This window comes from Neisseria sicca (assembly GCF_003044565.1).
Taxonomy (GTDB): domain Bacteria; phylum Pseudomonadota; class Gammaproteobacteria; order Burkholderiales; family Neisseriaceae; genus Neisseria; species Neisseria sicca_A.
The window spans coordinates 770780-793403 of sequence record NZ_POXG01000001.1 but is presented as its reverse complement, the minus strand read 5'-3'; the positions used below and the strand labels follow the sequence as shown (position 1 = coordinate 793403).

Below are 22624 nucleotides of genomic sequence, written 5' to 3'. Positions count from 1 at the left end.
TTTCGTTATATTGGCAGGGTCGTCTGAAAAGGGATTGCCGTTTTCAGACGACCTTTTTGCTGCGCGGCAACGGCATATATAACCAAACTCGATAAGATAAGCAAAAACCATTCTTTCCGCCGAAGCCAGTGGGATTTTAAGATGGGCGGCACGATAGCTTAATAAGAGAACACGCCATGAACCATTATCCCCTGTTTGCCGATTTGAACGGCCGCCCCGTCCTGCTGGCGGGTGCGGGCAAAGTGGCGGAACGCAAAGCCGAAAGCCTGTTGCAGGCAGGAGCTGCGGTCAGGGTTGTCGCCCGCGAACTCAATCCTGTTTTCCAAAAATGGGCGGACGAAGGCAAAATCGAATGGCTGGGCAGCGAATTTCACGACGACGATTTGGACGGCGTGTTTTTCGCTGTCGCCGCCACCGACGATTACGCCTTCAACCGCCGTATTTTCCAAGCGGCGGAGCAGCGGGCGAAACTCTGCAACACCGTCGATACCGCGGATTTGTGTTCCTTCACCGTCCCCGCCGTCATCGACCGCAGCCCGCTTAAAATCGCCGTCTCCAGCGGCGCGACCGCCCCCGTTTTGGCGCGCAAGTGGCGGCAGATCATCGAAACGCTCATTCCGCTGCACACCGGTCAAATGGCGGCGCTCGCAGGCAAATGGCGCAACGCGGTCAAAGCCAAAATCAAAGGCACGGCAAACCGCCGCCGCTTTTGGGAAAACCTGTTCGACAGCCGTTTTAACGCGCTTGCCGCACAGGGCAACTTCGATGCCGCCGAAGCAGAACTTGCCGCGCAGCTTGACGGCTTCGGCGCGGCAAAAGGCGAAGTCGTCCTGGTCGGCGCAGGTCCCGGCGATGCAGGGCTGCTCACCTTGCACGCTTTGCAGGCGATACAGACGGCAGATGTCGTGTTCCACGATGCCTTAGTTTCAGACGACGTCTTAAGCATGGTGCGCAAAGACGCGGACAAAATCAGCGTCGGCAAACGCGCAGGCTCGCACCACGTCCAACAAGAAGAAACCAACCGTCTCCTGGTCGAATACGCCCGCCAAGGTTTGCGCGTCGTCCGGCTCAAAGGCGGCGACCCTTTCGTTTTCGGGCGTGGCGGCGAAGAAGCCCAAGCCTTGCGGCAGGCAAACATCCCCTACCGCATCATCCCCGGCATCACCGCCGCACTGGGCGCGACCGCCTACGCAGGCATCCCCCTGACACACCGCGACTGCGCCCAAAGCGCGCTCTTCGTGACCGGACACAGCAAACACGACGGACACCAACCCGACTGGCGCACGCTCGCCCTGAGCAACCAAACCCTAATCGTCTATATGGGCACGCTCAAAGCCGCCGAAACCGCCGAAAAACTGATGGCACACGGACGCAGCGGCGACACACCCGTCGCCATCGTCTCCAACGGCACGCTTCCGCACCAAAGCGTCGTGACAGGTCGTCTGAAAAACCTGTCCGAGCTGGCAGAAAACGCCCCGCGTCCCGCGCTGATTGTCATCGGCGAAGTCGTTTCCTTGCGCGATGAATTGAAATGGTTTCAAGAAAATCCCGCGCAAAGCCGCCTTCACACGATGCACGAACAAGCCGCCTGAAGCGTTGTTCCAAATTGTTTAAATAAACAAAAGGTCGTCTGAAAACCCAAATCCGGTTTTCAGACGACCTTTCTTGATTATGCTTTCACGGTCGGATGGTGTAAGATGCTGACGCAGCACGCAATCGCGTCAACAAACGCCTCCAACGGAGCGTGCGGCACGCCGAATAAGACAGCGCAGAGAGCGGCCGAGTCATCAGATTGATGGATGCCGCTTTTCAGTTTTTCTAAAACGAAAGGATTTTCCTTGTCCAAACGCAACATTTTCCCCGTCGACAAATCTTTGGAGCAACCCGAGCGCGTGATGCTGGTCGGGGTGATGTTGAGCGCGGATTATTCGGGCGCGAACGAAGTGCGCGAGCGGACTTTTCAGACGACCTTGGACGAGGCGGCGGAATTGGTTGCGGCGGCGGGCGGCGAGCTGGTGTTGCGGGAAACCGCCAAGCGCGACAAGGCGCATACGGCTTATTTCGTCGGTACGGGCAAGGCGGAAGAGTTGGCGGCGGCGGTGAAGCTGCACGACATCGGCTTGGCGGTGTTCAACCATGAATTGACGCCGACGCAGGAGCGCAATTTGGAAAAAATCCTGCAATGCCGCGTTCTCGACCGCGTGGGTCTGATTTTGGCGATTTTTGCCAAACGCGCCCAATCTCAAGAGGGTAAATTGCAGGTGGAGTTGGCGCAGCTGAACCATTTGAGCGGGCGGCTGGTGCGCGGCTACGGACATTTGCAGAGTCAGAAGGGCGGTATCGGCCTGAAAGGGCCGGGCGAGACGCAGTTGGAAACCGACCGCCGCTTAATCGGGCAGAAAATCACGGCGTTGAAAAAGCAGTTGGCGCAAGTGAAAAAACAACGTGCCACGCGCCGAAAATCGCGGATGGAAGGTCGTCTGAAAACCTTTGCCATCGTCGGTTATACCAATGCGGGCAAATCCAGCCTGTTCAACCGTCTGACCAAGGCGGACGTGTTGGCGAAAGATCAGCTTTTCGCCACGCTGGATACGACGGCGCGGCGTTTGTTTTTGTCGCACGAGGCGGGTGTGATTCTGACGGATACGGTCGGTTTCGTCCGTGATTTGCCGCACAAGCTGGTGTCGGCGTTTTCGGCGACACTGGAGGAAACGGCTTTGGCGGACGTGTTGCTGCACGTCGTTGATGCGTCCAATCCCGATTTCGAGCGGCAGATGGACGATGTGAATGTGGTTTTGGAAGAAATCGGCGCGCATGAAGTGCCGCAGCTTGTCGTTTACAACAAAATCGACCTGCTACCGGAAGGCGTGCGCGAGGCGGGCGTGTTGCGGGATAATTCGGGACGCGCCGTCGGCGTGAATATTTCGGTGACGAAAAGTCTGGGCTTGGACGCTTTGCGCGAGGCGATGATTGAACGGGCGTTGGAAAACAGCGGCAAGAGGTCGTCTGAAAACTGCGAATCCGAATAAAAACAGGATGTTTTGACTGCCGTTGTTTCTCAATGGACAGGGCGGCGGGTCAAATTTCGATTTCGATTATCGTTTGCTGCCGCGTGTTTCAAAAGGTCGTCTGAAAAATAAAGGCCGTTTGGAAAACAAAGATAAATCAGGGAGGGTTTATCTTTATTTCCAAACGGCCGTTTAAAGGGTTCACCGCTTAGAAAGGGAGGAGGCGGCGTTTTTTCATAACGTTTTCGTAAATCATCCATGCCGCCAAGCTCAGGTAGGCGACGCTGGACAGGATGCCGATAACGGCAAAAATAGGTAGCAGGCGGTCAATCATGATGTTTTCCCGAGTAAGTAGTTAATGGAAATTTTTGTGTAAAAGCGTAATGTTTTGTATTTTTTGTCGCACTGTTTGTACGGAATATGCGCATAGTATGCAACTTCCAGTCGAGTAGGTCAACAAAAATGTAGTGCGTTTTTTTAAAAAAGTTCCGTTTTTACATTAAAATAATCGGTAAATTCGACCGATATGCGGTATCAGAACGCAACCGTTCGTCTATTGATAAGCGGATATATTATTGAAAAATATAAATAAAAGTAATAAAAATATGCAAATTGTTTTAAAATAAACGTTTTGTAAAATATTTTTAAAAATCTGCTAAAAAGCGACACTTTAATAAAGTTTACATTTTTAAACATTTCAAATCCAAGTTTCAAACGGCAAACCACCTGCCGGCACACCATCAGGCACATATTATGAATCAAACGGAAAGAACCTGTTTCCATTGCGGTCTGGAAGTCCCCGAACACCTCCATTTGACCGTCCGCTACGAAAATGAAGACCATGAAACCTGTTGCGCGGGTTGTCAGGCGGTGGCGCAGAGCATTATTGATGCAGGTTTGGGCAATTATTACAAACAACGTACCGCCGACGCGGAAAAATCCGAATTACCGCCGCCGGAAGTGTTGTCGCAACTGAAATTGTACGATTTGCCCGAAGTGCAGGCGGATTTTGTCGAGGTCGGGGAAGGGGAGGAACGCGAGGCGGTGTTGATGCTGGGCGGCATTACCTGCGCGGCGTGTGTATGGCTGATTGAGCAACAGCTTTTGCGGACGGCGGGCGTGGTGCGCGTGGATTTGAATTACAGTACGCACCGCTGCCGCGTGGTCTGGGACGAGGGCAAAATCGCGCTGTCGGACATTCTTTTGAAAATCCGCAAAACAGGTTATACCGCCGCGCCTTACGATGCGCAAAAAGTCGAGGCGCAGGCGCAGAAAGAGCGCAAACAGTTTATCGTCAGGCTGGCGGTGGCGGGTTTGGGAATGATGCAGACGATGATGTTTGCCGTGCCGACTTATCTTTACGGCGGCGACATCGAGCCGCTGTTTTTGGAAATCCTGCACTGGGGCGGCTTTTTGATGGTGCTGCCCGTCGTGTTTTACAGCGCGTTGCCGTTTTACCGCGGCGCGTGGCGCGATTGGAAAAACCGCCGCGTCGGCATGGATACGCCGATTGCGATTGCCGTCGTGATGACCTTTGTCGCAGGTATTTACAGCCTTGCCGTCAATGCGGGGCAGGGGATGTATTTCGAGTCCATCGCTATGTTACTGTTTTTCCTGTTGGGTGGGCGGTTTATGGAGCAAATCGCAAGGCGCAGGGCAGGGGATGCGGCGGAGCGGCTGGTGAAACTCGTTCCCGCGTTCTGCCACCGTCTTCCGTCTTATCCCGACAGCGAGGAAATCGAGGAAGCGGCGGTTGTACAGCTTCAGGCGGGCGACGTGATCGTCGTCAAACCGGGCGAGGTCATTCCTGTGGACGGCACGGTGTTGTCCGGCGAGAGCGAAGTGGACGAAGCCATGTTGACGGGCGAGAGCCTGCCCGTGGTTAAAAGGTCGTCTGAAAACGTTACCGCAGGCACGCTCAATACGGGCAGCCCGCTTGTTATCCGAACCGACCGCACCGGCAACAACACGCGCCTGTCGCACATCGTCAAACTGCTCGACCGCGCGCTCGCCCAAAAACCGCGCGCCGCCGAGCTTGCTGAGAAATACGCCTCCAGCTTCGTGTTCGGCGAATTGCTGCTTGCTATCCCCGTCTTCATCGGCTGGACATGGTATGCCGACGCGCAAACCGCATTGTGGATTACCGTCGCGCTGCTCGTTATCACTTGCCCTTGCGCACTTTCTCTTGCCACGCCGACCGCGCTTGCCGCCTCCACAGGCGCGCTTGCCGACGAAGGCGTGTTAATCAGCGGCAAACAAAGCCTCGAAACACTCGCCCAAATCGACGATGTTGTGTTCGACAAAACCGGCACGCTGACCAAAGGACAACTTTCCGTCAGCCGAATCATCCCCTTAGGTCGTCTAAAAACAGAAGAAGCACTCGCCGCCGCACAAGCCCTAGAATATCAATCCGAACACCCCATTGCTCGCGCCATCTTGAACCACACGCTTTCAGACGACCCCAACCACGCGCCCGAATACGCAGTCTCCCAACGCGTCAACCGCATCGGACAAGGCGTCAGCGCGCAAATGACTTATAAAGACGAAACCCAAGTTTGGGCATTGGGACGCGCCGATTTAGTCGCCGGAATAGCCGGCGTGCTGTCTGACGAAGCCGCCGACATCGAACACGCAGGCAGCATGGTGTTTCTCGGCAACCAAAGCGGTTTCCAAGCCGTCTTCCTGCTCGAAGACCAAATCAAAGACAGCGCCGCCGCCATGCTCAACATCCTCAAACAACAGGGCATCCGCACCCACCTGCTCAGCGGCGACCGCACAAATGCCGTTGCACAAGTCGCGCAGGCACTCCGTTTGGACACCTACCGCGCTGAAGCCGCACCCGAAGACAAGCTTGCCTACGTTGAAGAATTGCAGAAACAAGGCAGAAAAGTCTTGATGGTCGGCGACGGCATCAACGACGCCCCCGTCCTCGCCCAAGCCGACGTATCCGCCGCCGTCGCAGCAGGCGCCGATGTCGCCCGCGACGGCGCCGATTTGGTCTTGCTCAACGACGACTTGAACATCCTGCCCGCCACCATCGCCCAAGCCCGCCGCACACGCCAAATCATCCGCCAAAACCTCGCCTGGGCAAGCGCATACAACATCATCGCCGTCCCGCTCGCCGTCTTAGGCTACGTCAAACCCTGGATCGCCGCATTGGGCATGAGCCTCAGCTCGCTGTTCGTAGTGGGCAACGCGTTGAGGCTGTTGAAGAAGAGGAAGTAGGTGGTTTGGGGAGGAAAACGTCGTCTGAAAAGCCGGATTTGGGGGGGCAGACGACGTTTTTATTTGGTTTTTTGAAAGATAGATTGGGTGGTGGTTTTTCGTGGGCAAAGCCCACGCTAAAGTAAATTAACTCCTAGGATGTAAAAATGAAGAAAGAAATCAATACATTTTACGTGCTTAATTTATTGAGTATTATTGATGGTGAAATTCTTGAAAGTACACATGTAGATATATCCAAATATGTCGGTTTAGACATATCCACAGAAAAAGGGCAGAAGGTTATTATTAATGAATTATTAAAACCAGATATGCTTAATTTTTCCATAGAAAATCAAGAGAAAATACGAATAAGCATGTTATATTGTATCGAAAATTATGATGAAATAAAATTGGAAAATATTTTAAATTATTATAGTGGGTCAGTTTTTTTGATGCCTAGTAATAGTATTACCCATAAAGAAATACTGGAAATTTTTTATACTGGGGTATTTTTAAAAAATATAAATAATGAAGAATTAAATAATTTTATTTTCTTTGAAAATGATGCTCCCGAATGCTGGAATTTATTTAATAAGCAGCAGTAGGTCGGGTTTTAACCCAATGAGACCATTTTACTGTTGATTGAATTCAGGAGAAAAGGTCGTCTGAAACCTTTTGATATTGCAGCAGGTCAGATTGAAGATAAGATGCCAAAGATTATTCAATAGTTTTTGTTGAGCCTTAATCCAGTTGCTCGCTAAACAACAGATCATTATGAAGCATTGATAGAGGTGTAATATTGCAATGAATAATACTCTTGTTGTCGATATTAATTTGGGAAGTTTAAAAACATCAAACAGTTTTTTAAAAATTATGAGTGAGAAGTTATATTTTCCAGATTATTTTGGATTTAATTACGATGCACTAGATGAATGTATGCAGGATTTAAGTTGGTTGCCCGAAGAAAAAATAATTATAAATTTCAAATTTATAGAAAGGCTGAAAAGAAAAAATGAATCTTTATACAAAATAATATATGACTGCCTTGTTATGTATCAAGAATATTGGCAAAAAACTCAGTATAAGAAACAAGTTATATTGAATTTTTGAATGAAATTATATAAATTAATGATGAAGGTGATTTTTGAGCGATATGTAGAGTTGAAAATTAAATATTGTAGAATATTCAAGGATTTTGCTGGGGCTTAATATAATTTACGTTTTGTTCAGGTTCTGCAGACTCAATCCCATGATTTTCTTTGAACAGTCTCAAATAATGAAAGAAACAGTCAAACTCATCCCGATTTTCAAATTTGGCAATCTGTTCAATCAGACCACGCCATGTATGGGTGGTTTGAAGAAAATTAAACTGCTCAATTAGCCAGTAATAAAATTTTTCTCTAAAAATATCATCTTTTTGACTAGGCATATTATTTAGTCCTTCACATAAATAATATCCTGTTATAAAACTTTCTAAAAGCTTTATATTTTTTTCGCTTAAATACATAAATGGTCTTTTTTCGACATATGCCAATAAATCTAAACAATTCATTTAAAATATTCCCATTGTTGGTAGTAGGCTAGATTGAAAATTGAACATTACAGAAAGATCAGAGCCTTTGTTGGGTCTTGAATCAACCTACGCTTGCTGCCAAATTTTCCAAAATGTTGTTGGGTTTTGTAACCTAGTTTACTTAAAAGGTCGTCTGAAAGCTTAAATCCGTTTTCAGACGACCTTTTGTTTTATTGTCCGCGTAAAAACAGTGCGTCCAATTCTTTCAGCGTCAGTTTCACCCAGGTCGGGCGGCCGTGGTTGCATTGGTTGCTGCGCGGGGTGTTTTCCATGTCGCGTAGGAGGGCGTTCATTTCGGGCAGGGTAAGCTGGCGGCCGGCGCGGACGGAGCCGTGGCAGGACATGGTGGCGAGGATGTGGTTTTCGTGTTCTTCGATGGTTTGGCTGCTGCCGACTTGGGCGAGTTCGCTCAATACGTCTTTGGCGAGCGAGACGACGTCGGCTTTGCCGAGCATGGCGGGGACGGCGCGGACGGCGAGGGTGTTGCCGCCCATGTCGGACAGTTCCAGTCCGAAGCCTGCCAGTGTGTCGGCGTGGTCGGCGAGGGCGGCGCATTCTTCGTGGGACGCGGGGAAGGTAACGGGGATGAGCAGGCGTTGGCTTTGCAGGTTGCCGTTTTCCTGCCGCTGGCGTTTCATTTTTTCGTAGTTGACGCGTTCGGCGGCGGCGTGCATGTCGATGAGCAGCAGGCTGTCTTCGGCTTGGGCGAGGATGTAGATGCCTAATAGTTGGGCGATGGCGAAGCCTAGCGGCGGCAGTTCGGGTTTGGGGTCGTCTGAAAAGGTGTGGGCAGGGGTTTCAGACGACGTGGCGGACGTGCTGCCGAAGCGGGCTTGTTCGAATTGTGCCAGTTCGATATCGGCTTCATCGGCTGCGGTGTTTTTGAAGAGTTCGGCGTAGGTGTTGAGGGCGGCGCGGCTTTCGCGCAGGGACAGGCTGCGCTGTTGCGGCGCGCGTGCTGCCTGATAGGGCATGGGGGCGGTTTTATCGGAACCGAAGGCGCTGCGCGGTTCGGAAACGTGTGCGCTTGGTGCGGCGGCGAAGATGTTTTCAGACGACGTGGTCGGGTTTGGGTGGAACCCGTTAGGCTCGTTTTCAGACGACGTTGCCGCGGGACGGATACCTGTGATTTCGTGCAACACTTCGCCTGCGTTGCCGACGCTTTCGGTCAAGTCGGCGCGCGTGTCGGCGAGGGCTTTGTTGAGGGTGTGGAACACGAGTTGGTGTACCTGCTGGCTGTCGCGGAAGCGGATTTCGGTTTTGGTGGGGTGGACGTTGACGTCCACGGCTTCGGGCGGCAGGTCGAGGAAGAGGACGAAGGCGGGGGTGAGGGCGTTGTGCAATACGTCGCGGTATGCCTGTTTGACGGCGTGGAGCATGACTTTGTCGCGCACGAAGCGGTGGTTGACGAAGCAGTATTGTTTGTCGGTTTTGCCTTTGGCGAAGGTGGGTTTGGCGATGGCGCCGTAGAGCCGCAGCGCGCCGTTGCCGCTGTCGATTTCTAGGGATGCCGCCTGAAAGTCTTCGCCGACGATGGCGGCTATGCGTTCGTGCAGGCTTTGTGCGGGGAGTTTGAACACTTGTTTGCCGTCGCGTTTGAGCGAGAAGGCGATGTGCGGATGCGCCAGCGCGAGGCGTTCGAGCATGGTGGCGCAGTGGGCGTATTCGGTGTTTTCGGATTTGAGGAACTTACGCCGCGCGGGGGTGTTGAAGAAGAGTTCGGCGGCTTCGATGGTGGTACCGACGGGATGGGCGGCAGCAGTGGGGCTGCTGAGTTTGCCGTCTTCAGCTTTGACTTGGGTTGCGTGCGCGCTGCCGTCTTGGCGGCTGGTCAGGGTCAGGCGGCTGACGGAGGCGATGCTTGCCAAGCCTTCGCCGCGAAAGCCCATGCTGGCGACGTGTTCCAAGTCGTTTAAGGTTTTGATTTTGCTGGTGGCGTGGCGGTGGAGCGCGAGTTCGATGTCGTCGGGGTGGATGCCGCCACCGTTGTCGCTGACGCGGATGAGGCGGATGCCGCCGCCTGCCAGCTCGACTTCAATCGCCGTCGCGCCTGCGTCTATGCTGTTTTCGACGATTTCTTTCAGGGCGTTGGCGGGGCGTTCGACCACTTCGCCGGCGGCGATTTGGTTGACGAGGTGGTCGGGCAGGGCGGCGATTCGGGACATGGGTTTCTTCCGTTTTCAAACTGGCGGGTATTATAGCAAAAGGTCGTCTGAAAACCGGAATCGGGATTTCAGACGACCTTTTGATCAGACGGGCGGTTTATTTGTTTTCTGCTTCTTCAAAACCGACGACTTCCAAGCCGAAGCCGGTCAGGCCGGTGAAGGCGGAAGGTTGTCCTAACACGCGCAGTTTGCCGACGTTGAGACCGGCAAGGATTTGCGCGCCGATGCCGTAGCTTTTGCTGTCCCATTTGTAGGCTTGGTTTGCGCCTTTGGGCAGGGTGCGGTCGAGTAGGGTGGCGCCGTCTTCGGTGCGGTGCAGGAGGATGACGACGCCGCTTTCGGCTTGCTGGATGCGCTCAAGGGCTTTGGGCAGCGACCAGGAATGGCGCGGGTTGGCTTGGATGAAATCCATGACGCTGAAGGGTTCGTGTACGCGGACGAGGGTTTCGGTGTCGGCGGAGGGTTTGCCTTTGACAAGGGCAAGGTGGGTTTCGCCGGAGAGCTTGTCGACGTAAACGTGTTGCTGGAACTCGCCCCACGGGGTTTGTACGGGCGAGTCGCCCATTTCTTCGAGCAGGCTTTCGGTGCGGCTGCGGTATTCGATGAGGTCGGTAATCGTACCGATTTTGAGGTCGTGTTCTTCGGCGAACTTCATTAGTTCGGGCATACGCGCCATGGTGCCGTCGTCGTTGATGATTTCGCAGATGACGGCGGCGGGGATGAGTCCGTTCATTTGTGCCAAATCGACGCCGGCTTCGGTGTGTCCGGCGCGTACCAAGACGCCGCCTTTTTGTGCGCGCAGGGGGAAGATGTGGCCGGGTTGGACGATGTCTTCGGGTTTGGCGGTCGGGGATACGGCGGTTTGGATGGTCAGGGCGCGGTCGGCGGCGGAGATGCCGGTGGTGATGCCTTGCGCCGCTTCGATGGAAACGGTGAAGTTGGTGCCGTATTGTGCACCGTTTTTCTGGGTCATCATGGGTAGGCCGAGACGCTCGACCATGCTGCCTTCCATCGGCAGGCAAACCAGTCCGCGCGCATGTTTGATCATGAAGTTGATGGCTTCGGGGGTAACGAACTGCGCCGCCATCAGCAAATCGCCTTCGTTTTCGCGGTCTTCCGCGTCGGTGATGATGACCATTTTGCCGGCTTTGATGTCGGCGAGGATTTCAGGGATGGAGGAAATGTGGGGCATGGTGCGTCTTTCTTGATGGTCGGGTTGGGCTGAGGCGTGTTCTTGATCCAGCCACATGGCGGGCATTTGCGCCGCCTGTTCGATTTTTCGGGCTTTTTTCTCGCCGAAGGATTTATTTTTCAGAAGGGCGGACAATTCGCCTTGGTTGATGGCGATGGCTGCGGCAAAACGGGTTTGCTGGCCGCCGTATTTGTCCGCTATCCATTGCCGCAGGTTGCGGCGGCGCAGGTCGGTGGTGTTCATGATGTGTTGTGTGGCTGAAAGAATGTAGGCGATTGTAGTCTTGTCTTTACCAAAAGGCAAACTATGTGTGATGGTGGTTTTTTATTACTTTTTGGTAATGTTTCGACAGAAGGTCGTCTGAAAAACAAAAATTGCGTTTTCAGACGACTTTTGCTTGAAATCTGAACATTTGAAAGAATATGGGCGTTAAGTTCAACGCAACCGAAAAGGGTTTAAGCTGATGAAAATGGTTTACCGACTGATTTTAATATCTATTTTTTGTGCAGTCGCAGCGGCGGGCGGTTGGTTCTATGCCCAGCACCGCAATGACAACGCCCATGAAGCGATTTCGCGCGAAGGCGTTTTGATGCAGATTAAGCAGATGAACCGCTTGGAAAGCACGGCTTTTTACATCGACACCATCATCCGCACCGAGAAAAAAGGCGACTGGCGCAGATTGTGGCAGGACGCGCAAAGCGGTCTGTTTATCGTGCGCGGCAAAGTGTTGGCGGGCTTGGATTTGGACAAACTTCATGCCGACAACGTCAATATCGTGGATGGAAAAGTCCTCATCAGCCTGCCGCCTGTAGAAATCCTCAGCGTCGATTTGGAAAATATCGAGGTGTACGACATCCAAACCGGTTCGTTCAACCTTTTGCCGGTGGATAAGGCGGTGTTCAAAACCGTGCAGGAAGAAGCCAAAAAGCAAGTCCTCGCCAGCGCGTGCAAAGCCCAGATTTTGGATCATGCCAACCGCCAAGCGCAAACGCAGCTTGAAAACCTGTTTGCCCTGACGCAGACGCAGGTATCGGTTTATCCGGCGGCTGTGGGGCAATGCAAATAGCGGCAGCGCAAAACAAGGCTTAAGAGCCGAGTACAAACAAGGTCGTCTGAAAACGAAAGTAGCGGGTTCGCCAAATCGTTTTCAGACGACCTTTTGTTTAGCATTGATACGTTTTACACTGGAAACGCGTTTACCTCATCCAAGCGTTAAAGATAGTCATCGATATTCGGGCTTCTGCCGAACACGGCTTCATACGCCTGACTGATGGTCAGCCGGTTGAACATCAGCCGCTGGGTTTGGTCGCCGTCGATAATTCTTACCCTGCCTTCCAATTTCGGCGCGTCGTGGTGAAAAGTGTTTTTAAACGCAAGCCAGCGGTCGGTTTGCAGGTGGACGACGGCAAACATATCGTGCGAAATATTCACGCCGACGCTGATGAGTTTCGTCGAAGCCTGAAGGCAGAAACTGCTGTCGCCAAAGAGGCACAGCCCCTCGTTTTCGGCATAGCGGAACAGCTCGATTTTCACCGCATCGGGTTCGGCGAATATGGTGCAAAACAGCCGCTCAAACAGCGACGGCTGTGCCACGCCTTCGCTCAACATGCCGTAAAGCCCCGCCAGCCAATCGACATAGCCGAGAAACGAAAAACGGTAGTTTTGCATAATGGCTTCGATGCGGCTCGGATCGCGCTTGCTGATCAGGCGCACAAACTCAAATCCGACCTCCGGCAGCCGCGCCCGAACCGCCTCATGCAGACGGTGGGCAAACAGGTTTTTATGGTTGTGCGGATTGCGCAGGATGCCGAGGAATTTCAGCCGCAATATCCGCCACAATGCTTCGGGAACTTTGACCGTATCGGTTTCGCCCGTTTTCAGACGGCATTCGGGCAACGTGCGCAAGTGGTTGCAGGCTTCTTCGTAGCCGCTTTCGTGGCGGTTGAACCAGCTTTCCAAATTGTACTGGTTGGCGGTGTTTTCGACGAAAGTCAGCGTGTAGAGGTTTTTCGCCGCCAAATTGCCGATGATGTTGACACTCGCCGCCGCACCGCGATTTTCATTCCCGCCGCGAACCTTGTCGCCGGAGCGGGAGCGTCGAGCGGCAGCCGGTTCGCGGAACATGGACAAAGACAGTTTGTAAACATTCTGATTCTGCGGGCTGACCTGCGGATTATGCGCATGCTGCCGCTGCTCGGTCTGGGCGATATAGTGGTGTTCCTTGGTCGGATTCGCCGTCAACAGCGCATAAGGCTTTTCGCCGCATTCGGAAAATTCGCAATCACTGAGGATAAAGGCTTGTCGGGTCATAGTATCGGGAGAGGCCGTCTGAATGTGCCGATTATAGTTGATGGGGAGCTAAGGGGGATTATACGGAATGATGCTTCTGCTTGCAGAATACGCCGATAGAATGCCGATAGCAGGAATCCAAAAAACACTTCGCCGCCGTCATTCCCGCGCAGGCGGGAATCCAGAAGTTTGGATTTACAGTAATCTTTAAATATTTCTGAAATGAAGAGGTCTGGATTCCCGCCTGCGCGGGAATGACGGTAATTGGTTAGTATTTGTACGCAAAAGAACGCAAAAAGGTCGTCTGAAAACAAATATAGCGTGGTTCGCTAAATCGTTTTCAGACGACCTTAAATCAACGGGCTGTTCAACACTATCTATTCTTCTTTTTGGAAAACGTGGTTGCGGTGATACTCGAAATATTTTTGGCTTTCAGGTTCGATTTTTAATTTCATATCGGGAGAAATTCCAAGCCGCTTTTGATTTTCCAGATCGATTTTCGGACTGATTTTTATCGTACCGTCGGCATCAAACGTAATCAGTCCGCTATCGAATAATGCGTCAATATTGGGTGCGAGCATCAGTCCATTGGAGGGGTCTAGACGCTCTTCATTGTTGCACTTGCTCCAAGGTTTAATATGGCTGGCAATAAGTAAAGACTGAACATCTAGACCTGTTAGCGGGCAGTTCGGATACAGTTCGAGTAGTTTTTGCCGGAATCTGCCTTGCCCTAAACGGGCTTTGATCAAAGTTTCAATTTCGGTTCGCTTGTTTGAATTGGTCTCGGAGGCTAAACGTTTTTCGAGTTTGTATATATCAGATTTTAAGGATAGGGCAGAAGTTACCTGAAAATTTTGTATTCCTGTGAGCTGTTCTACCGGTAATCCTTTTTCCTTACAGATTCTGCATGGATTTAGCCCTTTTTGATATTTGACCCAGCTCCATTGTTCAAGTTCTTCAATTGAGTTTGAGCAAACTTTGAAATAGTCTCCAGTTGTACTGCTTCCCGGCTTTTTATTCAGTTGGCTACAATTAGCAAAATGTATCCGAGGATGACTTTCATGAATATTAGAAGGGTCTTGACGTCGATGTATATTTAATACAAATCCCTTTGGGTTTTCATCAATCCATTCAATAAATTCATCATCATTCGGCATGTTTTTAAAAATTACTATGTCAGACATAAGCTTCTCCAAATCTTTTCTATAAATTTAATTAAGTGTATTTGTATATGGGTTCGGGACAAAAAAATCTAATCCGTCATTCTCGCGTAGGCGGGAATCCGGAAGTTGGGATTTACAGTAATCTTTAAATATTTCTGAAATATAGAGGTCTGGATTCCCGCCTGCGCGGGAATGACGGCGGTTGGTTCGGTATTATACGCAAAAGAACATATAAAGGTCGTCTGAAAACAGATATAGCAGAATCCGCTAAATCGTTTTCAGACGACCTTTCTCTTTAAAGCCGAATCAAATCAGCCTGCCGGTTAACCCAACGCCTTCCTTGCTCCGGCAAAGAGGCGGTACCAGCCGGACAGTTCGGTCCAGTCTTCCGGTTTCCAGCTCATTTGTGCGGCGCGGTACACGCGTTCGGGGTGGGGCATCATGATGGTAACGCGGCCGTCGGCGTTGGTAACGCCGGCGATGCCTTGCGGCGAGCCGTTCGGGTTGAGCGGGTAGGTTTGGGTAACTTGGTTTTGTCCGTCGACGTATTGCAGCGCGATGCCGAGGCCGTCTGAAATTTTGCCGCCGTGAAGCGCGAAGTCGGCGCGGCCTTCGCCGTGGCTGACGACGACGGGCAGGCTGGAGCCTTGCATTTCGTTCAGAATCAGGGAGGCTGATTTGGGGACGTGAACCATGCTTAGGCGTGCTTCGAACTGTTCACTCAGGTTGCGCTTGAACTTCGGCCAGCCTACCGTACCGGGGATGATTTCGGCGAGGTTGCTGACCATTTGGCAGCCGTTGCACACGCCCAATGTCAGCGTGTTTGGGTCGGCGAAGAAGGCGGCGAACTGGTCGCGCAAGGCGGGGTGGAACAGGATGGATTTCGCCCAGCCTTCACCTGCGCCGAGTACGTCGCCGTAGCTGAAGCCGCCGCACGCCGCCAGCATTTTGAAGTCAGCAAGGTGGACGCGGCCTGCCATCAGGTCGGACATATGCACGTCGTAGGCATCGAATCCGGCGCGGGTGAAGGCGGCAGCCATTTCGATTTGCCCGTTCACGCCCTGTTCGCGCAGGATGGCGATTTTAGGTTTCGCGCCGCTGTTGATAAACGGCGCGGCGATGTCTTCGTTCACGTCGAATTTCAGGTCGGCAAACAATGCGCTGCGTTCGTTGTCGCCAATCAGTGCGAACTCGCTGTCGGCGCAGGCGGGGTTGTCGCGCAGGCGTTGGATGGCGTGGCTGGTTTCCTGCCATGCGCGTTGCAAGTCGGCACGGTTTTGTTCCAACACGATGCTTGCCTGATTGCGGATAACGATTTTTTCGTCAGAACCGATGGTGGCAACGGTATGCAAGGGCAGCGCTGCCGCTTTGAACAAGGCTTCTGCTGCCGCGACATCTTGTTTGGCGATTTGAATCACTGCGCCCAGTTCTTCATTGAACAATGCGCGGATGCTGGCTTCGTTGACGTCGGCTTGGTTGGCAACCAGTGAAGTCAAATCCACATTCAAGCCGCAACGCCCCGCAAACGCCATCTCCACCAGCGTCGCAAACAAGCCGCCGTCGCTGCGGTCGTGATACGCCAAGAGTTTGTCTTCGGCGACAAGCTGCTGAATCACGCTGTAAAACGCTTTCAGACGACCTGTATCGTCCAAATCGGGCGCGTCGCCGCTCATGTTGTTGTACACCTGACCGAACGCGGAGCCGCCCATACGCGCTTTGCCGAAGCCTAAATCGACAAACAGCAATACGCTGTCTTCGACGTTTTTCAATTCGGGCGTAACGGTTTTGCGTACGTCTTGAACTGGCGCGAACGCGGAGATAATCAGGCTCAACGGCGAAACCACGGATTTTTTCTCTTCGCCGTCCTGCCAAACGGTTTTCATCGACAGGCTGTCTTTGCCCACGGGAATGCTCAAATCCAATGCTTGACAGGCTTTGGAGACGGCTTCGACGGTGCGGTAGAGTTTTTCGTCTTCGCCTTCATTGCCGCACGCCGCCATCCAGTTGGCGGAAAGTTTGATGTTGCCGATGTCGCCGATGTTGACCGCCGCGATGTTGGTGATGGCTTCGCCGACGCACATTCTGCCCGAGGCGGGCGCGTCAAACAGGGCTACGGTCGGTTTTTCGCCCATGCTCATCGCTTCGCCGCGATAGGTGTTGAAGCCCATCATGGTAACGGCGCAGTCGGCTACGGGGGTTTGGTATTTGCCGACCATTTGGTCGCGGTGGGTCATGCCGCCGACGCTGCGGTCGCCGATGGTAATCAGGAAGTTTTTGGCGGCTACGGTAGGCAGGCGCAAAACGCGGTAGGCGGCTTCGGTAATGTCGATATCGCCGGCGTTAAACGGTTTTTCAGACGACCTCACGGTTTGGTCGCTGCGTGTGGTTTTGGGCGGTTTGCCGAGCAAGACGTTCAGCGGCAAATCGACGGGATTGTTGGAGAACAAATCGTCGCGCACTTTCAAATGGCCGTCGTCAGTCGCCGTGCCGACCACGGCAAACGGGCAGCGTTCGCGTTCGCAGATGGCGCGGAAGGTGTCCAAATCTTTTTCTAAAATCGACAACACATAACGCTCTTGCGATTCGTTGCACCAGATTTGCAGCGGGTTGAGTCCGTGTTCTTCCAGCGGCACTTCGCGCAGCTTGAATACCGCGCCGCGTCCGGCATCGTTAACGAGTTCGGGGAAGGCGTTGGACAGGCCGCCCGCGCCGACGTCGTGGATGGAAATAATCGGGTTTTGGTCGCCAAGCTGCCAGCAACGGTCGATCACTTCCTGCGCGCGGCGTTCGATTTCGGGGTTGCCGCGTTGTACGGAGTTGAAGTCCAAAGACGCGTCGTTCGTGCCGGTGTTCATTGAAGAAGCTGCACCGCCGCCCAAGCCGATAAGCATACCCGGGCCGCCCAGTTGGATCAGCAACGCGCCTTCGGGGATTGCGTCTTTATGCGTCTGCTGCGCCTGAATGCTGCCCAAGCCGCCGGCAATCATAATCGGTTTGTGGTAGCCGCGAACCTGACCGTCGAACTTCTCTTCAAAAGTGCGGAAGTAGCCCAAGAGGTTCGGGCGGCCGAATTCGTTGTTGAACGCCGCGCCGCCAATGGGACCTTCAATCATGATGTCCAGCGGCGAGGAAATGTGTTCCGGCTTGCCGTAATCTTGTTCCCACGGCTGTTTGAGGTCGGGGATGTTGAGGTTGGAGACGGTAAAGCCGGTCAAGCCCGCTTTCGGGCGCGAACCTTTGCCCGTTGCGCCTTCGTCGCGGATTTCGCCGCCCGCACCCGTCGCCGCGCCCGCAAACGGCGCGATGGCGGTCGGGTGGTTGTGCGTTTCCACTTTCATGATGATGTGCGTGTCTTCCTCGTGGAAACGGTAACCTTGGTTTTCCGCCGCATTCGGATAGAAACGCTCGATTTTCGCGCCTTCAATCACGGACGAATTGTCTTTATAGGCGACGACCGTGCCTTCGGGATGCGCGTTGTGCGTATCGCGTATCATGCCGAAGAGGGATTTCGGTTGTTTTTCGCCATTGAGGATGAAATCGGCGTTGAAGATTTTGTGGCGGCAGTGTTCGCTGTTTGCCTGCGCGAACATCATCAGTTCAACGTCGGACGGATTGCGCTGCAAAGCCTGATAGTTTTCAACCAGATAATCGATTTCGTCGGCGGAGAGTGCCAAACCCATTTCGGTATTGGCTTTGACCAAAGCCTCTTTACCGCCGCCCAAAACATCGACGGTGGAGAAGGTTTCGGATTCGAGATGGTGGAATAATTTGGAGGCCGTCTGAAAATCGGGCAGCACGGATTCGGTCATGCGATCGTGCAGCAACGCCGCCCATTGCTGTTTCTGTTCATCATTCAGACGACCTTCCAGCCACACCGCCATGCCGCGTTCGATGCGCTCTATTCCTTCCAAACCGCAGTTTTCCGCGATATTGGTCGCTTTGGAAGCCCACGGCGAAATCGTACCCAAACGGGGCGTTACCAAAAATAAATGCAAGCCCTCGCGCGCTTCGGGCGTTTCTTTAACGCTTTGCGCCGCCAACAAGGCTTGCAGTTTTTCGACAGTCGCGGCATCCAGTGCTTTCTCGCTGCCGACAAAATACCAAAATTCACTTTTCAGTTTCACTTCGGGCAGGCCGAGTGCGGCCGCTTTTTGCAAGAGTTTTTCAACACGGAAATCGGAAAGGGCGGTAACGCCGCGCAAGGGCAAAACAACAGACATGATTCAGCTCACAAATGCGGTTGGGAAAGGCTGTATTATACGCCGAATGGGTCTGGGTTGCTTGGTAATTTGGGTTAAAATGTTGACAATTTTTCAGACGACCTTTGTCACGAGGGGAGGAAGGGTCGTCTGAAAAATTTTGATTGAAGTTTGTGCAATAATTTGATTTAAATTAATTTAAAGTGAATTTAAAGCAAGGAATTGCAGCTTGGTTTGGAAAATTCCGATATTGGTTTACGGAAAGTTTCTCCAAAAAATTTATCGTTTATTCTTTTGATAAATCGGCATGAGTTCAGGCAGCATTCTGCGAATGGCATTGATGCGTGTCTGATTGGTCGGATGGGTGGACAAAATCGCGATGGACGAGCTGCCTTCGAGTTTGCTCATCTTTTCCCAAACGCTGATGGCTGCTTCGGGATTGTAACCTGCTTGAGCCATCAAACGTACGCCGCCTGCGTCCGCTTCGCTCTCCTGATGGCGCGAAAATGGTTTGGAAGCAAGTAAATCCGTACCCAAGCCGACAATATTGGCATCAACTCCGGACGCGCCCGCCAAAATAGAACCGCCCAATCCGGTCAATACTTGGCCGCCGATGGCTTTTTTGCCATGCTCAAGCAGGGCATGGGTCATTTCGTGGCCGATAACGGCGGCGATTTCGTCATCCGTCAATTTCAAACGATCGACCATGCCGGTATACATCGCCATTTTGCCGCCCGGCATTGCCCAAGCGTTCAATTCATTGCCACGGAAAACATTCATCTGCCAGTTGAAAGGTACGCCGGTTTGGTTGGCTTGATTGGCATGGGGTTTCAGACGCTCAAATACGGTTTTGATACGGCGCGAAGTCTGGGAAGTGTTGTCCAAAACGCGTTGCGATTGCGCTTGTTGTACTACTTGCGAGTAGTTTTTTGCTGCGGCCTCGTTGAGCGATGCTGTATCGTATCCCACCATATCGGCAACGGAAGTACAGCCGGTCAAAGCCAAAATAATACCCAGCTGTATAAACGGTTTTTTGTATTGTTTTTTGTTCGGCATTTGCATCTCCTAATATTGTTAAAATCAAGATTTTTCAACCGGATTGCATGAAGTTTTTCTGCTTATCATATAAAAAATGCCGCCTGATTTTCAGACGGCATAATAAGTGTTTTTAAGAGCGGCGCTGCGACATCCAAGACTCGATCTTACGCGCGTCGTTTACGCGTGTTGTCGAAGTTGGCGAGTTCAGCAATACGATGGTAATCGGTTGGTTTTGAACATTTGCCTTAACCACCATCGAACGTCCTGCTTCGCGGATATAACCGGTTTTCTGAAGCTCGATGTTCCAGCTGCCTTCGCGCACGAGGGCGTTGGAGTTTTTATAGTTTTGGCGACCGTTTGCCGTCCAAACCGAGCCGTAGTTGGAGGTCGAGTTTTTGCGGATAAGCGGATATTTGCTTGCCGCGGCGACCATTCGGTTCAAATCGTTGGCGGTTGATACGTTTTGGAAATTCAGACCGGTAGGTTCGTAGAAACGGCTGTTGTGCATGCCCAAGCTTTGCGCTTTGGCATTCATGGCAGCAACAAACGCCGACATACCGCCCGGATAGGTGCGGCCCAGCGCGTGTGTTGCGCGGTTTTCGCTGCTCATCAGGCTCAGGTGCAGCAATTCGCCGCGCGTCAGCGTTGTGCCGACGGCAAGGCGGCTGCCTGTACCTTTCAGGCGGTCGATTTCGTCGGAGGTAATGGTAATGCGCTCGTTCATATCCAAACGCGCGTCCAAAACGACCATCGCACTCATCAGTTTGGAAATGGACGCGATCGGCATCACGCGGTCTGCGTTTTTCTGATACAGGATTTCGCCTGTTTTGTTGTTAAAAATCAGGGCGGACTGCGATGTCAAAAGTGGCCCCGCCATCATCGCCTGAGCCTCGATTTTTTGTGCGTGGCTTAATGCGAAAGCTTCCATCGGGTCATTTTGGGTTGGAAAATTTTGTTCCAAAAATTGACCCAAAACGTCCATATCGTCTGCAGCGGCAGGGGCGGCGGCGACAGTCAACGCCATACCCAAACAGGCGGCACTCAGTGTTTTATAAAATTTCATAACCGACATACTTCAACCAGTAGAATTTAAGACAATTGAATTATTAAAGGGGATATTTTGCTTAAAATACAACAAAATGTAAAGTTTAATATGGCTTTTTTGCGTTTGTTTGCATCTTTTTCCCAAATTGGAAACAATCTTAAGGATGGGAAATTGTGGCGTGTTGCCACGCGTCGGAGGGTCGTCTGAAAACCTTACGCCAAACAGCTTGCCATACGGTATTTGATAAACCTTAAGATACTGATTATACTTACCGACTTTGCCGAAAACCGTTCCCGCAACATTCGGATGACGGTTTGCCGATATTGCTTGAAAACAGAAGATAAATTATGACTGAAGAAAAACGCTCCTGCTCGTTTTGCGGAAAATCCGAGCATGAAGTCAAAAACCTGATTGAAGGCGAAAACGCTTTTATCTGTAACGAATGTGTAGAAACTTGCGGCGTGATGCTGCAAAGTTCAGACGACCTCTCCGCAGACAAATCTGCAACGGATGCGTCCCATCCGAACAACAAGCTGCCCACGCCTGCCGAAATCGTCGCCAACCTCAACGATCACGTTATCGGTCAGGAACAAGCCAAGAAAGCCTTGGCGGTGTCGGTGTACAACCATTACAAACGCCTGCGCCATCCCAAAGCCAACGGCAACGTCGAATTGTCGAAATCCAACATCCTGCTTATCGGTCCGACCGGTTCGGGTAAAACGCTGTTGGCGCAGTCTTTAGCGCGCAAACTGGACGTACCGTTCGTCATGGCGGACGCGACCACGCTGACCGAGGCGGGTTATGTCGGTGAAGACGTCGAGCAAATCATTACCAAACTTTTGGGTAAATGCGATTTCGATGTCGAAAAAGCCCAACGCGGTATCGTCTATATTGATGAAATCGACAAAATCTCCCGCAAAAGCGACAACCCGTCGATTACCCGCGACGTATCTGGCGAAGGCGTGCAACAAGCCTTGCTGAAACTGATTGAAGGTACGGTTGCCAGCGTTCCACCCCAAGGTGGCCGCAAACATCCGAATCAGGAATTTATCAACGTCGATACGACGAACATCCTGTTTATCTGCGGCGGCGCGTTTGCAGGCTTGGAAAAAGTCATCCGTCAGCGTACTGAAAAAGGCGGTATCGGTTTCGGTGCGTCCGTTCACAGTAAGGACGAAAATGCCGACATTACCGGATTGTTTGAAATCGTTGAGCCTGAAGACTTGATTAAATTCGGTCTGATTCCCGAGTTAATCGGTCGTCTACCCGTCATCGCTACACTGGCGGAATTGGACGAAGACGCATTGGTCAACATCTTGACCGAGCCGAAAAATGCCTTGGTGAAACAATATCAAACCCTGTTCGGCATGGAAAATGTCGAATTGGAATTTGAAGAAGAAGCCTTACGCAGCATCGCCCGTCAGGCAATGGAACGCAAAACCGGCGCGCGCGGTCTGCGCTCCATCGTTGAACGCTGCCTCTTGGATACCATGTATCAACTGCCTGATTTGAAAGGCGTGACCAAAGTTGTCATCGGTAAAAACGTCATTGAGAAAGGCGAACAGCCCAAGCTCCTGCGTGAAGACGGAAGCGAATATCAGGCAAACGCCCGGTAAAAGAATGAACCGGTCATTCCGATAAAACATAAAAGGTCGTCTGAAACCCTGTTTTCAGACGACCTTTTCGTATTTTTCAAGATAATTCGTTTCAATAGCAAACACCTATTACATCCGATAACATAAATATTC

General features: G+C 52.1%; 16 protein-coding genes. 7 read left to right on the top strand and 9 right to left on the bottom strand.

Going from position 1 to position 22624, the window contains the following annotated elements:
* Window positions 1-176: 176 nt before the first annotated feature.
* Window positions 177-1592, top strand: a complete 1416-nt coding sequence (gene cysG, locus DBZ16_RS04240; protein ID WP_107813037.1) for a siroheme synthase CysG — start codon at window positions 177-179, stop codon at window positions 1590-1592.
* 246 nt (window positions 1593-1838) lie between these two features.
* Window positions 1839-3029, top strand: coding sequence for a GTPase HflX (gene hflX / locus DBZ16_RS04235; protein WP_107813036.1), 1191 nt, complete (start codon window positions 1839-1841; stop codon window positions 3027-3029).
* Between the two features lie 187 nt (window positions 3030-3216).
* Here the strand turns inward: hflX and DBZ16_RS16495 are convergent, their stop codons facing one another.
* The gene (locus DBZ16_RS16495) at window positions 3217-3342 is read right to left on the bottom strand and encodes a hypothetical protein (RefSeq protein ID WP_003742273.1); all 126 of its coding nucleotides are present in this window, start codon (window positions 3340-3342) and stop codon (window positions 3217-3219) included.
* A gap of 419 nt (window positions 3343-3761) precedes the next feature.
* Between DBZ16_RS16495 and DBZ16_RS04225 the strand changes: the two genes are divergently transcribed.
* The 3 genes from DBZ16_RS04225 (at window position 3762) to DBZ16_RS04215 (ending at window position 7322) form a co-directional block, all read left to right on the top strand.
* Window positions 3762-6233, top strand: coding sequence for a heavy metal translocating P-type ATPase (locus DBZ16_RS04225; protein ID WP_107813035.1), 2472 nt, complete (start codon window positions 3762-3764; stop codon window positions 6231-6233).
* Window positions 6234-6379: 146 nt separating this feature from the next.
* Complete coding sequence (locus tag DBZ16_RS04220) at window positions 6380-6817, top strand: hypothetical protein (protein WP_107813034.1); 438 nt, start codon at window positions 6380-6382, stop codon at window positions 6815-6817.
* 199 nt (window positions 6818-7016) lie between these two features.
* Window positions 7017-7322 carry a barstar family protein gene (locus DBZ16_RS04215; RefSeq protein WP_107813033.1) on the top strand — a complete coding sequence of 102 codons (306 nt, stop codon included), beginning with the start codon at window positions 7017-7019 and terminating at the stop codon, window positions 7320-7322.
* A gap of 76 nt (window positions 7323-7398) precedes the next feature.
* On the opposite strand, the gene DBZ16_RS04210 is transcribed toward DBZ16_RS04215, so the two are convergent.
* From DBZ16_RS04210 to ribBA, 3 genes are all read right to left on the bottom strand, one after another.
* A complete protein-coding gene (locus DBZ16_RS04210; protein ID WP_107813032.1) occupies window positions 7399-7764 on the bottom strand; it encodes a hypothetical protein in 366 nt (121 codons plus the stop codon).
* Window positions 7765-7955: 191 nt separating this feature from the next.
* Complete coding sequence (mutL, locus tag DBZ16_RS04205; protein ID WP_107813031.1) at window positions 7956-9950, bottom strand: DNA mismatch repair endonuclease MutL; 1995 nt, start codon at window positions 9948-9950, stop codon at window positions 7956-7958.
* A gap of 97 nt (window positions 9951-10047) precedes the next feature.
* Entirely contained in the window at window positions 10048-11385 is a 1338-nt protein-coding gene (gene ribBA, locus DBZ16_RS04200; protein ID WP_107813030.1) for a bifunctional 3,4-dihydroxy-2-butanone-4-phosphate synthase/GTP cyclohydrolase II, read from the bottom strand.
* A 220-nt stretch (window positions 11386-11605) separates the two neighbouring features.
* Here ribBA and DBZ16_RS04195 point away from each other — a divergent pair, with 220 nt between their 5' ends.
* Entirely contained in the window at window positions 11606-12208 is a 603-nt protein-coding gene (locus tag DBZ16_RS04195; RefSeq protein ID WP_070602967.1) for a DUF4230 domain-containing protein, read from the top strand.
* Between the two features lie 146 nt (window positions 12209-12354).
* On the opposite strand, the gene DBZ16_RS04190 is transcribed toward DBZ16_RS04195, so the two are convergent.
* From DBZ16_RS04190 to DBZ16_RS04165, 5 genes are all read right to left on the bottom strand, one after another.
* A complete protein-coding gene (locus tag DBZ16_RS04190) occupies window positions 12355-13452 on the bottom strand; it encodes a hypothetical protein (RefSeq protein ID WP_107813029.1) in 1098 nt (365 codons plus the stop codon).
* 356 nt (window positions 13453-13808) lie between these two features.
* A complete protein-coding gene (locus tag DBZ16_RS04180; protein ID WP_107813027.1) occupies window positions 13809-14615 on the bottom strand; it encodes an HNH endonuclease in 807 nt (268 codons plus the stop codon).
* 302 nt (window positions 14616-14917) lie between these two features.
* Window positions 14918-18814 (bottom strand): phosphoribosylformylglycinamidine synthase, encoded by a 3897-nt coding sequence (purL, locus tag DBZ16_RS04175; RefSeq protein ID WP_107813026.1) that lies wholly within the window; start codon window positions 18812-18814, stop codon window positions 14918-14920.
* Between the two features lie 258 nt (window positions 18815-19072).
* Window positions 19073-19849 (bottom strand): M48 family metallopeptidase, encoded by a 777-nt coding sequence (locus tag DBZ16_RS04170; RefSeq protein ID WP_205836770.1) that lies wholly within the window; start codon window positions 19847-19849, stop codon window positions 19073-19075.
* Between the two features lie 112 nt (window positions 19850-19961).
* Window positions 19962-20855 carry a serine hydrolase gene (locus tag DBZ16_RS04165; protein WP_430914329.1) on the bottom strand — a complete coding sequence of 298 codons (894 nt, stop codon included), beginning with the start codon at window positions 20853-20855 and terminating at the stop codon, window positions 19962-19964.
* Between the two features lie 368 nt (window positions 20856-21223).
* On the opposite strand from DBZ16_RS04165, the gene clpX reads away from it, so the two are divergent.
* On the top strand, window positions 21224-22492 hold the full coding sequence (clpX, locus tag DBZ16_RS04160; protein ID WP_003768201.1) for an ATP-dependent Clp protease ATP-binding subunit ClpX: 1269 nt from the start codon (window positions 21224-21226) through the stop codon (window positions 22490-22492).
* Window positions 22493-22624 lie beyond the last annotated feature (132 nt).